At 58.6% G+C, this 14,349-nt stretch carries 15 protein-coding genes; 14 read left to right on the forward strand and 1 reads right to left on the reverse strand.

The window, feature by feature from the left end; genetic code table 11:
* The first annotated feature begins 46 nt into the window (after positions 1-46).
* The 12 genes from ACR3ES_RS17460 to ACR3ES_RS17515 all read left to right on the forward strand — a co-directional run bounded on the left by ACR3ES_RS17460 (position 47) and on the right by ACR3ES_RS17515 (position 10,299).
* Positions 47-1,075: an IS110 family RNA-guided transposase gene (locus ACR3ES_RS17460; RefSeq protein WP_480424061.1), complete on the forward strand. Its 1,029-nt coding sequence runs from the start codon at positions 47-49 to the stop codon at positions 1,073-1,075.
* Positions 1,076-1,979: 904 nt separating this feature from the next.
* On the forward strand, positions 1,980-3,161 hold the full coding sequence (locus ACR3ES_RS17465; protein ID WP_480424063.1) for a phage tail sheath C-terminal domain-containing protein: 1,182 nt from the start codon (positions 1,980-1,982) through the stop codon (positions 3,159-3,161).
* Complete coding sequence (locus ACR3ES_RS17470; protein WP_480424065.1) at positions 3,161-3,667, forward strand: phage major tail tube protein; 507 nt, start codon at positions 3,161-3,163, stop codon at positions 3,665-3,667. The genes ACR3ES_RS17465 and ACR3ES_RS17470 overlap by 1 nt, the downstream gene beginning before the upstream one ends.
* Positions 3,668-3,676: 9 nt before the next feature.
* Positions 3,677-3,970, forward strand: coding sequence for a phage tail assembly protein (locus ACR3ES_RS17475; protein ID WP_480424067.1), 294 nt, complete (start codon positions 3,677-3,679; stop codon positions 3,968-3,970).
* A 136-nt stretch (positions 3,971-4,106) separates the two neighbouring features.
* Positions 4,107-6,605, forward strand: a complete 2,499-nt coding sequence (locus ACR3ES_RS17480; RefSeq protein ID WP_480424069.1) for a phage tail tape measure protein — start codon at positions 4,107-4,109, stop codon at positions 6,603-6,605.
* A 2-nt stretch (positions 6,606-6,607) separates the two neighbouring features.
* Complete coding sequence (locus ACR3ES_RS17485) at positions 6,608-7,021, forward strand: phage tail protein (RefSeq protein ID WP_480424071.1); 414 nt, start codon at positions 6,608-6,610, stop codon at positions 7,019-7,021.
* 22 nt (positions 7,022-7,043) lie between these two features.
* Positions 7,044-7,208: a tail protein X gene (locus ACR3ES_RS17490; RefSeq protein WP_480424073.1), complete on the forward strand. Its 165-nt coding sequence runs from the start codon at positions 7,044-7,046 to the stop codon at positions 7,206-7,208.
* A complete protein-coding gene (locus tag ACR3ES_RS17495) occupies positions 7,199-8,206 on the forward strand; it encodes a phage late control D family protein (RefSeq protein ID WP_480424075.1) in 1,008 nt (335 codons plus the stop codon). The genes ACR3ES_RS17490 and ACR3ES_RS17495 overlap by 10 nt, the downstream gene beginning before the upstream one ends.
* Before the next feature lie 81 nt (positions 8,207-8,287).
* Positions 8,288-8,545, forward strand: coding sequence for a hypothetical protein (locus ACR3ES_RS17500; protein WP_480424077.1), 258 nt, complete (start codon positions 8,288-8,290; stop codon positions 8,543-8,545).
* Positions 8,546-8,726: 181 nt separating this feature from the next.
* Positions 8,727-8,909 (forward strand): type II toxin-antitoxin system HicA family toxin, encoded by a 183-nt coding sequence (locus ACR3ES_RS17505; protein ID WP_480425508.1) that lies wholly within the window; start codon positions 8,727-8,729, stop codon positions 8,907-8,909.
* Positions 8,910-8,978: 69 nt separating this feature from the next.
* Positions 8,979-9,380 carry a type II toxin-antitoxin system HicB family antitoxin gene (locus ACR3ES_RS17510; protein ID WP_480424079.1) on the forward strand — a complete coding sequence of 134 codons (402 nt, stop codon included), beginning with the start codon at positions 8,979-8,981 and terminating at the stop codon, positions 9,378-9,380.
* A gap of 550 nt (positions 9,381-9,930) precedes the next feature.
* Complete coding sequence (locus tag ACR3ES_RS17515; RefSeq protein ID WP_170433156.1) at positions 9,931-10,299, forward strand: zinc-binding metallopeptidase family protein; 369 nt, start codon at positions 9,931-9,933, stop codon at positions 10,297-10,299.
* 103 nt (positions 10,300-10,402) lie between these two features.
* On the opposite strand, the gene ACR3ES_RS17520 is transcribed toward ACR3ES_RS17515, so the two are convergent.
* Positions 10,403-10,651 carry a hypothetical protein gene (locus ACR3ES_RS17520; protein ID WP_170433153.1) on the reverse strand — a complete coding sequence of 83 codons (249 nt, stop codon included), beginning with the start codon at positions 10,649-10,651 and terminating at the stop codon, positions 10,403-10,405.
* 298 nt (positions 10,652-10,949) lie between these two features.
* On the opposite strand from ACR3ES_RS17520, the gene cobT reads away from it, so the two are divergent.
* Together cobT and ACR3ES_RS17530 are read left to right on the forward strand one after the other, a co-directional pair.
* The gene (gene cobT / locus ACR3ES_RS17525) at positions 10,950-12,827 is read left to right on the forward strand and encodes a cobaltochelatase subunit CobT (protein WP_170433150.1); all 1,878 of its coding nucleotides are present in this window, start codon (positions 10,950-10,952) and stop codon (positions 12,825-12,827) included.
* A gap of 303 nt (positions 12,828-13,130) precedes the next feature.
* Positions 13,131-14,300 carry an alpha/beta hydrolase gene (locus ACR3ES_RS17530; protein ID WP_170433148.1) on the forward strand — a complete coding sequence of 390 codons (1,170 nt, stop codon included), beginning with the start codon at positions 13,131-13,133 and terminating at the stop codon, positions 14,298-14,300.
* Positions 14,301-14,349: the final 49 nt, after the last annotated feature.

Raw genomic sequence — 14,349 nt, forward strand, 5'->3', positions numbered from 1 at the left:
CGCGCTGTCGCCATTCCCGTATTGAACCCATATGGAGGATGACGGGATGAAGTTGTTTGTTGGATTGGATGTATCGCTTGCCAAGACCGCGATCTGCGTAATCAGCGAGCATGGCCAGATTATCAAAGAAGCAGAAACTGAAAGTGAACCCGAAGTTCTGGCGCGCTGGTTCGATGAACTTGACGGCAGCATCGCTGTGATTGGCCTGGAGGCCGGGCCACTGTCGCAATGGCTGCACCGTGGGCTGACCGAAGCTGGCCTTGATGCGGTGCTCATGGAAACGCGCCAGGTGAAAGGAGCGCTGAAGGCGATGCCGATCAAGACGGATCGGCGGGATGCCGAGGGGATTGCACGGCTGCTTCACCTTGGCTGGTTCCGCCCGGTTCACTGCAAATCGGTCTCGGCTCAAGAAACCCGCGCCGTTCTCGGTGCCCGCAAAGCCATTCAACAGGGTATGCTCGCATTGGAAATGTCGCTGAGAGGACTGCTGCGGAACTTTGGCCTCAAGGTGGGCGCGATCTCTCGCGGCAGATTCGAGGCCCGCATTCGGGAATTGGCAGATGGAAATCCCATGCTTGTAACCGCGACAGTACCAATGCTGCGGGCCCGAGCATCCCTGCGACAGGAACTGGCCGGTCTCGAAAAGCGCGTGCGCCAGTTGGCCGGGGATGATCCAGTATGCCTACGCCTTATGTCGATGCCTGGGATCGGTGCAGTAGTAGCGCTGACATTCCGTGCTGCGGTCGATGATCCGGCTCGCTTTCGGTCGTCAAAGAGAGTTGGTCCCTGGGTTGGTTTGACACCTTCACGCAATCAGTCCGGTGAACGGGACGTGTCAGGCGGTATCACCAAAGCTGGGGACGTGAATCTGAGGCGGGCGTTGTGCCAGGCCGCAACCGTCATGATGAACCGTGGCCGGTCGACTTGGTTGCGAACATGGGGCGCCCAATTGGCTCAACGCCGCGGTCGTAAAATCGCAATGGTTGCTCTCGCACGCCGCATCGCTGTCATACTTCATCGGATTTGGGTCGACGGCACCGAGTTCCAGCCCGATGAGGCACCAAAAATGACCTGACCTTGTCGTTGCCTTACCCGTTGCCTGCTTGAGCGCGGGCTTTCGAGGTCCCCCAGGGACGTGGTTCCGATGATGCCGTGGTCAGGACTGTCGCTGTTCTTTGCCAAGCACGCCTATGAGATAGGCACATCGGAATTACATCGAACCAGCATCATGTTGGCAGCCATCGCGCTGACCACGAACCGAAGCAAGTACCCGAAGGATCTCAGCCGAAAGCCGCAAGAGAAGGCGGAACAGACACTAACAATACCGAGGTAGCCGCTCCGGCGGATCAATTGTTATACCCAAAACCGCTTGACTGAAACGACCCCGTTACCGAAGTCCTGACCCTAGCAATGAAGTCTGGTGGGCGCTGATAGTACTGGTTGTCTTGGATTTTGTAGCATTGTCTGATTTCTTTGGTTTCAAATTCGCGCGGAAGATTGTGTCCTATTTTAAGAGTAAGTTGACCAAACTTTTCCAGAAACTTTGAATACCATCCGCACAGAGAGCCCGCGAAAACCTTCTGGAGCTTGAGAAATGGAGATGCGAAGACACCCGGCGTTTTTGCTTATAACCCGGCGCAATTCTTGTCGTCCTCCGACAACACACGTCCACGGATCAATCCTTGGCATTCGATTACATTGAGCGAATGCAGCGAACGGCAGCAATGCTGGGCTGCGGCCGCAGCGTATTGGCCGGTTGATGGATCGTAGCTTTGGGCCGGTCATAGGAGTTTGCAGAGTCCGCTTCATGCGCACAGCTGCCATTGACGGATGCTGAAGCGAACGCCACCTCTCGTCCTCTGAACGGATGAGCTGGACCGATCAACTCGGCATGTCGCATGCGGGGGAACCGCCAGAGGAAAGAGCGCGGGCGCGGTGAGATGCTCTGCCGAAGAGCAACTTCCGCAAGCGAGGTCCACATGGCATTCCTTCACGGCGTCGAGGTCATTGAGATCGATGCAGGCCCCCGTCCGATCCAGACGGTCAGATCCTCGGTTATCGGAATCGTAGGCACCGCGCCCGACGCCGATGCTGCTGCTTTCCCCCTCAACACACCGGTTGTGGTTGCAGGATCCCGGAAAGAAGCCGCTGGCCTTGACACCGTAGGCGAAAGCAAAGGCACGCTCCCAAGTGCGATGGACGGTATCTTCGATCAGATCGGGGCCGTCGTCATCGTTGTGCGCGTCGAAGCAGGCGCGGACGAAGCAGGCACCCTTGCCAACGTGATCGGTGGCGTCAACTCCGCCGATGGCAACCTCGAGGGCGTCCATGCTCTCGTGGGGGCCGAGAGTGTTGTGGGATACGCCCCTCGCATCCTGATCGCTCCCGGCTTCACTCACCAGCGTCCCGGCGGGCTCGCCAACCCGGTTGTCGCCGAACTGCAGGGCATCGCAAACCGTCTCCGCGCGGTCGTCATCGCTGATGGGCCGAACGCCACCGACACTCAGGCCTACACCGCCGCCGGCGATTTCGGCTCCGATCGTATCTATCTCTGCGACCCTTGGCACAAAGTCACGGTCGGCAGCGATATCCTCGATCTGCCTCCATCGCCACGGGTGGCTGGTTTGATCGCCAAGGTGGACAACGATACCGGCTTCTGGGCGTCTCCATCTAACAACTTGATCTCCGGAATCATCGGGACCACGCGGCCGGTCGATTTCAAGCTCGGCGATGCCAGCGCCCGCGCCAACCTTCTCAACGAGAACAAGGTCGCAACCACCATCCGCCAGAACGGCTTCCGTCTCTGGGGGAACCGGACGCTGACCGCCGACACCAAGTGGGTGTTCCTGAGCGTCCGCCGCACCGCAGACATCATCAATGACTCGCTGCTGCGGGCCCATCTTTGGGCCGTCGATCGCGGGATTACCCGGACCTATGTCGAGGACGTCGAGGAAGGCGTGAACGCCTATCTCCGCGACCTCGTTGCACTTGGCGCAATTCTCGGCGGCAAGTGCTGGGCGGACCCCGACCTGAATTCGGCTGCGAACATCCAGCTCGGGAAGGTGTTCTTCAACTTCGATTTCACGCCCGTTTATCCCGCCGAGCACATCACATTCCGTTCCCACCTGGTCAATGACTACATCGAGGAGGTGTTTAACTGATGGCCGCCGAGGACATTCTCAAATATCTGAACCTGATCGTCGACGGCCGCGGCTACGCGGGCAAGATCGAGGAGTACAACTCTCCCGACCTGACGGTCTCCACCGAGGAGTTTCGCGGCGGTGGTATGGATCAGCCGATCGACATCGACATGGGGCAGGAAAAGATGACCTGCTCTTTCGTGCTCACCTCCTACGATGCGGACGTTCTCGCGCTCTGGGGCGTTAAGGACGGTTCCACCGTGCAGCTCACCGCCAAGGGCTCGCTCGAGAGCCTGGACGGCACCACAACCGCAGTCGCGCACTACATGCAGGGCAAGATGATCTCGGTTGCCCGCGGTACCTGGGGGTCCGGCAACAAGCCGTCCCTGACCATCACCATGAGCCTGCGCTACTACCGTGAGGTTCACGGCCAGCGCACGATCAACGAAATCGATGTCATCAACATGGTGCGTGTGATCGACGGTGTGGATCAGCTCGCCGCGCACCGCGCCAATATAGGCCTGTAAGGAGGGCACATGAGCGAGGGGAAACTACCGGATTGGCTGACCGAGGAGGACGACGGATCCATCACGGTCAGCTTTGCGGACTTGAAGAGCAAGCCAAAGCTGGACGGTACCGAGGTCAGCAGTCTGACAATGCGTGAGCCCACCGTTGCTGACGAACTCGCGATCGAGAAGATCAAATCCGTTGGCGAGCGCGAAAGCCAGGCAATCGCTAATCTTACCGAGCAGTCGCCGGAGGCCATTCGTGGTCTAACCATGCGCCAATACGGGCGGCTCCAGGACGCATACGGCGTTTTTTTAGGCTGACCGAGCAGCAAGTCCGGGTGGGAGCCCTTCGGCTCGCCCGGCACACCGGATGGGCCGAGGCTGAGATCATGGCCATGCCGGTCAGTCGTTTCATCTGGTGGTTGGAGGGCTTGCCAAAGCCTCCGAAGGGTAGGAAATGAGCACCAAAAACCAACGTCTAAACGCAACAATCACCATCGGCTCGGTTCTCGAAGCGTCGGTCAAACGCAATGTCGGGTTTCTAAAATCCGGGCTGAACGAGGTTGGCACCGCCATCAAGGGGGTGGAACGCCGCCAGAAAGAGCTTGATCGCCAGCGCAATGTTCTCCGGCGCCAGGGCCAATCCGTAGCGCACCTCGATCGAGAATACGAGAAGCTCGAGCGTACCCTCATCGATCTACGCCGCTCCCAGGAGCGTTGGAACCGCGCTGCCGCCGCTTCGCGCCGTGTTGGCTCCACGTTCAACACCATGGCCACGGATATCGGGCGCAACGCTCGCAGACTCGCAGTCGGTGCCACGATTGCGGGGGGTGCAATTTTTGGGGTGGCTTCTTCCACCGCGAAACTCGGTGATGATGTCGCAAAAACAGCGGACAAGCTCGGCATTGGGATCGAGACCCTGCAAGAGTTGCGATACGCTGCAGAACGGTCAGGTATAGCCACATCTGCCTTTGATACTGCGCTGGAGAAGATGACCAAGAACATTGGTCTCGCGCTCGATGGTACTGGCGCTCAGAAAGATGCCCTTGATGCTCTTGGCCTGTCGGCGGCAGAGTTGTCTGAGATGTTACCCGAGGAAGCGCTGGGCCTTATTGCCGACCGAATGGAAGGCGTTGCTACTCAGGCGGAAAAGGCCGCAATCGCCAACGACATCTTCGGGCGCTCTGGCATTGGCATGCTCAACATGTTGCGTGGCGGCTCGCGGGGACTCCGGGATCTGCGCGACGACGCCCGTCGCACCGGCTACGTGCTTTCCGAGCAGGCCGCTCGCGATGCGGAGGTGTTTCAGGATACCTTGCTTGATACCCAGCTGACCATGAAAGGCCTCAGGAATACTGTCGGAGCTGCACTCATGCCGGTTGTCACGCAATCTATGCGTCGGATCGGCGATGCGCTGATTGAAAACCGCGATGAGGTTGAGGCATGGTCCGAGCGATTTGCCGATGGCCTGGAGGAGGTAATTCCCAAGCTCGGCAAGGTTGCCTCCGGTATAGGCGATGTGACTGCCAAAGTCTGGGAGGGTGTCGATGCAGTAGCAGATATGGTTGGTGGGTATGAAAACCTGGGCAAGATCATAGCCGGGGTCTTTGCCTTCCGCACCATCTGGAGAATTGGTCGTTTTGTCTGGGCCGTCGGAAGTGCAGCCGTCGCTATGGGTGCGTTGGCAGCGAGCACCGGGCTGGTGGATTCGGCGCTTGGACGGCTGGGCAAACGATCGGCTCTGGGCAATGCGGCAGCTACTGGCGCAGGCGCAGCGGCAGGTACCGCGACCAAGCGTGTTGGGCTCGCTGCGCTGGGCGCGGCAGCAGGACGTTTCCTTCTGAAGGGCGGAGCGATCGGCAGTGGTGTCGCCCTTGGGCTTGGTAACATGGAAATGGGCGACGGTACGCTCACACCGGAAGCCGCTGCGGCGGGACCTGCAACCCCCGAGCAGATACTCGCGGAGACGAGGATCCCGGTCGAAGAGCGGCGACGGCTTGGGCAGACGCAAGAGTTCCAATCTATGGCGTCATCCGACGCTCGAGCCGCCGAGCGCCTCTATGCCGCCCGCGTCATGGGGAATCTGCCCACACCGGATGCAATTAGCGCGCTTGAGGATATCGCAGCGGCAGCGCGTGAGGAAGTCAAGGCACTACAGGCTCAAATCGATCAGATTAAAGACGAGCCGATTTCGGCCACTCTTAAAGCGCCGCTGCAAATGGAGTTGGATCAGCGCACCCAAGAGATGCAGGAGATTGAGCAGGAGCTCGAGACCGCCAGGGGCCGCGTCACTGAGCTGACGGAGGCGCTTCGCGTCTTGAGTGATGAAGAGGTCACGCCCGCAATTTCTACGGAATCGCTCGATCAGGCGCTCTTGAAAGCTCGCAACATCGTCGAGACCCTACGCGAGTTGGAAGGCAAAACGGCATCATCACCGCTGCCGTCCAACGTCCGGCCGACCATACGCCCACAGGCGAATGCGCTCGGGGGGCAATTCCGGCCGGGTTGGCACCTGACTGGCGAGCTGGGTCCGGAGCTCAAGTTCGAGAACCGTTCCGGCTATGTCGCCAATAATCGCGCTCTCCGCCAACTCGCGGGCTATGCAGACCGTGTTGGCGCGCTTATGGACCGACCACGCGCGGTACCGCGCCGCGCTGGGGCGGCTGCGGACCAGGCGGCACGAGTCATAGCATCCAGAGATCGCACCACACAGCCCGACAGCGCTGCGGACGCGGGTATCGCCGCGCGGGTGGAGGCGTTGTTCGCGTCTGGTGGTGCCGGCGCACAGGCGGCTGCTGCGGCGACGGGTCCGGTGACACAGCATATCACCTACACCATCCACGCGGCTGGCGCATCCGCCGAGGAGGTCATTCGCCTGGTCGAACGCAAGAGCCGTCAGGCTGCCGGCAACGGGCTGTTCGATCGGGCTCCCTCGACTGGACCATACGGGAGATAACCATGGCTGAGGTGATGATGCAGCTCGGGTTCTTCCAATTCTCGATCGACAGTGCGACCTATCAGCGCCTGAGCCGGTCCACCGAGTATCGTTGGGCGCGGCAGGCAAGGATTGGAACCGATGACGCCCTCCAATTCACCGGCTACGGGCCGGAGACGATCGAGATCGAGGGTGTGATCTACCCGCGCTTTCGCGGTGGACTGAAGCAGGTCGATCGAATGCGCACCCAGGCCAGTCTTGGTGTCCCACTCTCCCTTGTCTCCGGGATCGGCAAGGTGCTGGGTCTTTGGGTGGTCGAGGGCATTACTGAAGGCCAGCAGGTGTTCGCGTCCCAGGGCGTTCCCCAGCGGCAGGATTTCACGATGAGGATGGCGAGATATGACGGCGGGCTCCGATCTCCACTACGTTTCGTCTGAGGGTGACGTGCTCGATGCGATCGTGGCTGCTCACTACGGTGACACGCTTGATGGTAAGGTCGAGGCTGTGCTGGCTGCCAATCCCGGCCTGTCGGCGCTGGGCGCGGTCCTGGGTGCGGGCGTGCGCATCGCCCTCCCTGACCTGAGCACCACCGGGCCCGTGGAGACGGAGCAACTATGGGGCTGACCGACTTTCGCCCATTTGTCCGGGTGCGTATCAACGGCGTGCCAATCTCCGGATTTCTGTTTTCGCAACTGAGCTCGGTGCGCGTGACCGACGCTGCTGGCTTTGTCTCAGACACAGCCGAAATCACGTTCGCCAATGTCTCGCCGGTATCACGCTTCATCATGCCGGAGCCCGGAGCCGAGGTAGAGATCGAGTTGGGGTATCTTGGCGAGTTCAAGCACATGGGGCTCTATATCGCCGATGAGGTCGAAGAGAGCTCGCCACCGCGCACGATCAGCGTCGTTTGTCGTGCCAAGCCGCAGGGGCAGACCCAGAGCGGCTACGCACCAATCCATCAGCAGAAGACCCGCTCTTGGGAGGATGGCCTTACCGTCGGGGATATCGTGTCCACGATCGCGGGCGACAACGGTCTCACGCCCGGTGTGACCACATCCGTGGCCTCGATCATCCCCGGCCACATCGACCAGATCGATGAAAGTGATCTATCCATGCTCACACGCATCGCCCTGATACATGACCTGGTCGCCAAACCGGCCGGCGGGGTCCTTTTCATCGGCAAGAAAGCTGAAGGCATCAAAGCCTCTGGCCAGCCCACGCCGACTATCCCTTTGCTGCAGGCGGATGTCACGCGCTGGGCGATGCGTCGCAGCCTGGGCGAAGCCACGGGTACTGTCATCGCCACCTACCGGGACTTGGAAGCCAGCAAGGACGTGGAGGTTAAAATCGGTGATGGAGCGCCGGTCAGACGGCTGCGACAGCGGTTCCGATCCGAAGAAGAAGCTCGCGCCGTCGCCGATGCGGAAGCCCGCCGCGCTGGGCGAACAAAGGAAACGCTTGATATCGAGATGCCCGGTAACCCGAGTGTCGTCGCCCAAGGCAAGATCACCCCCATTGATTTCAGTTCCGCATCCGCCGGTGCATGGGTGGTCGAGACTGTCACGCACGAGGCCTCAGAAGCCGGCTATCGGACAATGGTTCAGGCGCAGCGGCCCGACTAGGGGAACCGCCAGAGGGTTTTGCTCGCGTGGTCACTCATTCTTACTCTGCAACCACCGCGCTAGAGTATTGATGGGGACCGCATGACGCTTCTGGATTGGTTTAGGACCCTATGGCCGGTCGCGGTCGTGCTCGCAGCTTTCGGCGTTCGCATGGAGGTCGGGCAGGCGCTGAACAAGCAGCGGCTTCGTTCAATCGAGAAGGACGTCGAGCGCGAGAAAGAGGACCGAAAGGCCGACATTGCGTCCGTCCACGCCCGAGTGTCTCGCCACGAGAACGACATCGGTAAAGCGCTCACTGAAATCCGCAACGACATCAAGACACTTCTCTCTCGTCAGTAGACATGTCCGCGCCAGCATTGCCGGGGCAGCAAGGTGCCCAAAACTCCTGATATCCAAAGTCGGAGCATTCCCGGTTTTCAGAATTAGGGGACTCCGATCAAGTTCTGCGCCGCCGAGGTAATGCGCAAATATTTGCGCAAATGACTTGTATGCTGAAGGTGGATTGTGTATATATTTACACATGGAAACGAACAGCAGACAGATCATCGCGCGACTGAAATCCGAAGGTTTCACCGTGGTTTCTCAAAAGGGATCGCACGTGAAACTCAGGAAGGACGACAAAACGGTGATTGTTCCTCATCCAAAGAAAGACCTGCCAAGAGGGACGGCAAGAAACATAGCAAAGCAGGCAGGCTGGATTTGATCCGGCCTGCAAGCACTCACCAAACCAGCACTCTGCTGTTCATCACCGATCAAAGGAACCTCGCAACACATGAAACGATACTATGCAATCATCCACCACGATCCGGGCAGCGCCTATGGTGCGTCTTTCCCAGACTTGCCCGGATGCTTTGCTGCAGCGGATGACGAAGAGGATCTGATGGCCAACGCGATTGCGGCGGTCGAGGATTTTCTTCTGGACTCCGAAACGGCCCCAGAGGGCCGCTCCTTGGAAGAGATCGTGGCGGAAGTCAGCGACGATCTTAAGGAAGGGGCTTACATCCTGTCAGTCCCATACATTGCCCGCCCCAGCGTCACAGTGAGGGCGAACATCAGTCTCGATCGCGGCCTTTTGGAAGCAATCGATGCTGCCGGGAAGAAGCTGGGCCTGAACAGGTCTGCGTTCCTTGCACAGGCGGCAATCAAAGAGATCAAGGAGATGCGTTCGTCATGACCTGATTGGGCGTGACGGGCGGGAAGTACAAAGCGGGGCCAACTGGCCCCGTTTTTTTGACCTTTCGAAGCCCACCCTGGCCAGTTTGAGGCCGAGCTGCAAAAACAGGCTCTGCCACACATTCTCGATACGTTTTTGATACGTTCTGCGGTTTTGCCGCACAAAAAACCGTTAGAAAACGGCTATCGCCGCCGGATTGCAAATCCGTGTACACCGGTTCGATTCCGGTACTCGCCTCCACAACATCTTGTAAAACTCGCCGATTTAGCACCCAACGACACAAGATATAGCCACACAACTTTCGTGCACAATTCGTACACAGTCCGCATGCAGATTCGAATGCAATTTGAGATCTTTTGCCGTATACTGAGAAAAAACAGGCAACTAGGCGAAGCAGCACGCGATGAGCTACGGCGTTACCACTGTAAATGTGCACAAAAAACTCAAGCTGGATAAGCGCGAAGGCAGCGAGAATTGGTACGTGCGGCTGACGTTGGACAACGGTTAAGGCCTGCGTGCTGTCAGCGGCGAGCTTTTGGAACGCATTGTGATGCGTGGGGACGTTGAACTTTCAGATATTTTTGGATTGCCAACTGAGCCGCCAACCAAATCAGTACGGCTGGATGATGCTCGGTTGGCCATCGACCTATATGTGGCATGCAAAAGTGAGTACCCATCGGCGTCGGATGACGAAATTCGAGCATATGTTGTATCCGAAACTGCCAACTGGCCGTCATCGCTCAAGAAAACAAAGCAAACAATCAAAAAAATGGCCAAACGTGCGATGGATCAGCTTTTCCATCAGCACATGCTTGAAGATGAGCATCGCCTTTCGAATGCAAAAACTCGAAGTGATCAGTCGACTAGCCAATCCTTAGAGCGACTTCGACGGCTTCTTTTTCCGTCTCGCAATACGTAGGCTGCAATCGACCATTTTTCCAAGACCAGATCGTGAATCCAATCTTTGCTCGCTTGTTGTAAGGTGGGTCTGTTACGATGAGATCCACTTGACCTCGGTACTTTTACAGGGTCACCATTGCTTGAAGATTTTCACCTTCGATCAGCATGTTCTTGGACTGTGCTTCGGTGGTTCCAACGTGCAATTTAGGCTCTCGGCGAGTCTGACGCGGCCGCACCTTTTTAGCAATTTGAAGGGCGGAACGCTTGCCATGGAAACTGAGAGCAACACCACTGGTCATCATGCTTTTTGCAAGACGCTCCAGCTCCTCGCGCGAGAGCTTAAAAAGCTCGGTTTCAAAATCAAAATCCATGTTTGCCCCTGTTGTGCATTCGCACAATGTTCTTACTATGTTCTTTTTAGGCGGCTGTTCGCAAAAACGCAATCCTCATGGGTGCACCCGAGCCAACGGAAGCCTCCAATTCGATACAGCGATTCTGTACAGACAACCTGTTGGCTCAGTAAAAGCACAAAGTAACTTGGATGGCGAGCGCAGCAAAGGCTTGCTTCAGCCCGTTGCTGGTTCGATGGGAAATCGCGGCTGACCCTATGGTCAAGGCGCTTGATTGGCTCTAGGTTGCCCGGACAAAACAAGTCTGGACCTGCCGCAGATGAGCAAACCCAACGATAACCCTGCTGATCCGTTCAAAAAGGCCCTGACCGAGGCCACCAAGGTCATGGCTGACGATCCCGAACTGAACGTCACCTATACGGTCGACCCGTCGGGTGTGTCGGGGGACTCCATGCGTCTGCCGCAAGTGTCGCGCCGGATGACGCGCGAGGAGGTTTTGCTGGCGCGGGGCACGGCAGATGCTCTGGCCCTTCAGCGCAAGTATCATGACGATGCCACCCATGCGCGCTATGCACCGCCGGGAGATATGGCGCGCGATCTGTATGAAGCCATGGAAGTGGCACGTTGTGAGGCGATGGGGGCAAGGGACATGCCTGGCACCGCATCCAACATCGATGTGAAGATCGGGCACGAGGCGATCCGGCGCGGCTATGACCAATGCAAGCAGCCCGCCGAGGCGCCACTCTCGGTGGCAGCCGGGTATCTGATCCGCCATCTGGCGACCGGACGCGAGATGCCGCCTGCGGCTGAAAACGTCATGAACCTTTGGCGAGGCTTTATCGAGGAGCAAGCCGGAGGAACACTGGAGAACCTGCAGGATATTCTGTCGGATCAGGCAGAGTTCGCTAAGTTTGCCCGCCAGATGATCAAGGATCTGGGATACGGTGACCAGTTGGGCGACGACCCGGATGAGCTGGACGAAGATCAAGAGGATCAGGCCGAAGACGACGCCGATGAGCAGCCCGATCCCGACAGCACCGGGCAGGACGACCAGGACGAACAGGACGCGGACGCAACCCCCGAGCAGACGCAGGAAGAACAACAAGACCAGTCTCAGGCGCAGGTCTCGATGGACGAAATGGCCGAGGATGAAATGGGGGATGAGGCCGAGATGCCCGAGGGCGAGGCCCCGCTGGAGCCACCAGCCCCACCGCCGGCCTCTGAGGCGGATCCGGATTATAAGGTCTACCTGAACACCTATGATGAAGAAATTGCAGCCGAGGATCTGGCGGAACCGGCTGAGCTGGAACGTCTGCGGGCCTATCTCGACCAGCAGTTGGAACCGTTGAAAGGTGCGGTGAGCCGGTTGGCCAATAAACTGCAACGCCGCTTGCAGGCGCAGCAGAACCGCAGTTGGGAGTTTGACCGCGAAGAGGGCATTCTGGACGCCGGTCGGCTGGCACGCGTGGTGGCGAACCCCACCACACCGCTGAGCTTCAAAGTCGAGAAAGACACCGAGTTCCGCGATACGGTGGTGACGCTGCTATTGGACAATTCAGGATCGATGCGCGGGCGTCCGATCTCGATCGCGGCGATCTGCGCTGACGTTCTGGCGCGCACGCTGGAACGCTGCAATGTGAAGGTCGAAATTCTGGGCTTTACCACACGGGCCTGGAAAGGCGGTCAGGCGCGCGAGGCCTGGCTGAACGATGGCCGCCCGCAGCAGCCGGGACGCCTGAATGATTTGCGCCACATCATCTACAAAGGCGCCGATGCACCGTGGCGGCGCGCGCGGCCCAATCTGGGTCTGATGATGAAAGAAGGCCTGCTGAAGGAAAACATCGACGGCGAAGCGCTGGAATGGGCGCATCGGCGTATGGCCGGACGTCGCGAACAGCGCAAGATCCTGATGGTGATCTCGGATGGCGCCCCAGTTGATGATTCGACGCTGAGTGTGAATCCAGCCAATTATCTGGAAAAGCATCTGCGTGACGTGATCGCGATGGTGGAACGGCGCAAGGTTGTCGAATTGCTGGCCATCGGCATCGGGCATGACGTGACCCGCTATTACGACCGCGCGGTTACCATTACAGATGTGGAGCAGCTGGCCGGAGCGATGACCGAACAGCTTGCAGCCTTGTTCGACAGCGACCCGCGTGCGCGTGCGCGGGTCATGGGTATGAAAAAGGCCAGCTAACCGCGCAGGTGTTTGCGGAATTGCCGGGCAGAAGACGGGCTGTTAAGGTGACGCAGAACCCATCGAACTCCGCGCCGGGGCTTTAATGACTGTCCGCGCGACGGTGGCGGTTCAAATCGCCGCACCGGATGGCGAAGCAATGCGATGTCGAATGGCGGCATCATGACAAACTCCCTTTCATGCCCTGTACTATGCCAGCCGCTGTTCCGATGCGCTTGAAGGGTGCCTTGAGAAACCCCTTAGAAACCCTTGGGATTGTTGTTGAACCTTGTGGCTGCTGATCAAACGAGGTGTATTTGCCCCATGCGATACGAATTTGCAGACTGTATTCTGGATGTGGATCGACACGTGCTTTTGCGCGATGGCGAAACGGTGCCGGTTGAGCCCCAGGTGTTCGATCTGCTGGAATTGCTGGCCCAGCACCCCGGCAAGCTGGTTGCGCGTGACGAGATTGTAGCAAGGGTCTGGAACGGCCGTTTCGTTTCAGATTCAACGATCAGTGCAAGGATTGCTGCGGCGCGAAAGGCGGTTGGCGACGACGGCAAGGCGCAGCGGGTCATTCGGACGGTCGTGCGCCGCGGATTTCAGATGACGACCGATGTTCAGAAGATCGCGGATACCATCCCCTGCGAGGACGGGCAGACCCAGCAGTTGCGATATGCCCGCGGCCTCAGTGGTCGGCCCATCCCATACACCTTGTCTGGGGAGGGGATTCCGCTTCTGCGCATCGGCTCAATCGTTCACGATCTTGAAGCAGAGTGGCGTTTGTCGTCTGAGCGCACGCGGCTGATGGATCTGGCCGGCCGATTCCGTCTTCTGCGGTACAACAAGGATCACGCCGTGGTCTCAAACACCGCCGACCAGTCGGTTTTTGCACATAGAGTCGATGAAATCCTCGCTGTGACGGAAGCTGCCGGGTTTGACCGGTTTTCCATCATCGGCGAGCTTGGCGGAACCTTTACCGCCCTGCACTTTGCGGCACGTTACCCCGAGCGTGTTTCAAAACTCGTGATCTCCGGAGGATGGGCCGAAGGACGAGATCACCGCGCGGGTACCCATCAACCGGATGCAATCCGAACGCTGATTGCCGAGGGATGGCAAATACCCGGAGGCGGGTACGCAATGGGATCAACACTCAGTTACTTTCCGGACGGACCATTGGAAAGCGTGCGGCACCTCGTGAACGAGATGCAGGCGCTCTATTCACGAGAGCAAAAGCTTCAGTATCGAGACATCGCCAACAGTACCTCGGTTCTGGATCTGTTACCCAAGGTTAAATGCCCAACCCTGGTTCTGCATGGGCGACACGCAGCGGTTCATCCTCTGTCCGAGGCACGAAAACTGGCGGCAGGGATTCCCAGTGCCTCTCTCGTAATCCTCGAAACCGGCAACCAGATCCCTCTGCCTGGGAATGAGGCCTACCCCGTTTATATGCAGACACTGCGGCGTTTCCTTGAAGATACCCCTGACTGACCGCGATAGTGCGCTGGACATTTGCCGACCATCACCGCAAGTTCCGCCG

It is taken from the genome of Ruegeria sp. B1 (assembly GCF_056535885.1).

Bases quoted from the DNA above. Each gene is read 5' to 3' on its own strand.
- ACR3ES_RS17460 (WP_480424061.1), top strand. From the start codon at position 47: ATGAAGTTGTTTGTTGGATTGGATGTATCGCTTGCCAAGACCGCGATC.
- ACR3ES_RS17465 (WP_480424063.1), top strand. From the start codon at position 1,980: ATGGCATTCCTTCACGGCGTCGAGGTCATTGAGATCGATGCAGGCCCC.
- ACR3ES_RS17470 (WP_480424065.1), top strand. From the start codon at position 3,161: ATGGCCGCCGAGGACATTCTCAAATATCTGAACCTGATCGTCGACGGC.
- ACR3ES_RS17475 (WP_480424067.1), top strand. From the start codon at position 3,677: ATGAGCGAGGGGAAACTACCGGATTGGCTGACCGAGGAGGACGACGGA.
- ACR3ES_RS17480 (WP_480424069.1), top strand. From the start codon at position 4,107: ATGAGCACCAAAAACCAACGTCTAAACGCAACAATCACCATCGGCTCG.
- ACR3ES_RS17485 (WP_480424071.1), top strand. From the start codon at position 6,608: ATGGCTGAGGTGATGATGCAGCTCGGGTTCTTCCAATTCTCGATCGAC.
- ACR3ES_RS17495 (WP_480424075.1), top strand. From the start codon at position 7,199: ATGGGGCTGACCGACTTTCGCCCATTTGTCCGGGTGCGTATCAACGGC.
- ACR3ES_RS17500 (WP_480424077.1), top strand. From the start codon at position 8,288: ATGACGCTTCTGGATTGGTTTAGGACCCTATGGCCGGTCGCGGTCGTG.
- ACR3ES_RS17505 (WP_480425508.1), top strand. From the start codon at position 8,727: ATGGAAACGAACAGCAGACAGATCATCGCGCGACTGAAATCCGAAGGT.
- ACR3ES_RS17510 (WP_480424079.1), top strand. From the start codon at position 8,979: ATGAAACGATACTATGCAATCATCCACCACGATCCGGGCAGCGCCTAT.
- ACR3ES_RS17515 (WP_170433156.1), top strand. From the start codon at position 9,931: ATGCGTGGGGACGTTGAACTTTCAGATATTTTTGGATTGCCAACTGAG.
- ACR3ES_RS17520 (WP_170433153.1), bottom strand. From the start codon at position 10,651: ATGGATTTTGATTTTGAAACCGAGCTTTTTAAGCTCTCGCGCGAGGAG.
- cobT (WP_170433150.1), top strand. From the start codon at position 10,950: ATGAGCAAACCCAACGATAACCCTGCTGATCCGTTCAAAAAGGCCCTG.
- ACR3ES_RS17530 (WP_170433148.1), top strand. From the start codon at position 13,131: ATGCGATACGAATTTGCAGACTGTATTCTGGATGTGGATCGACACGTG.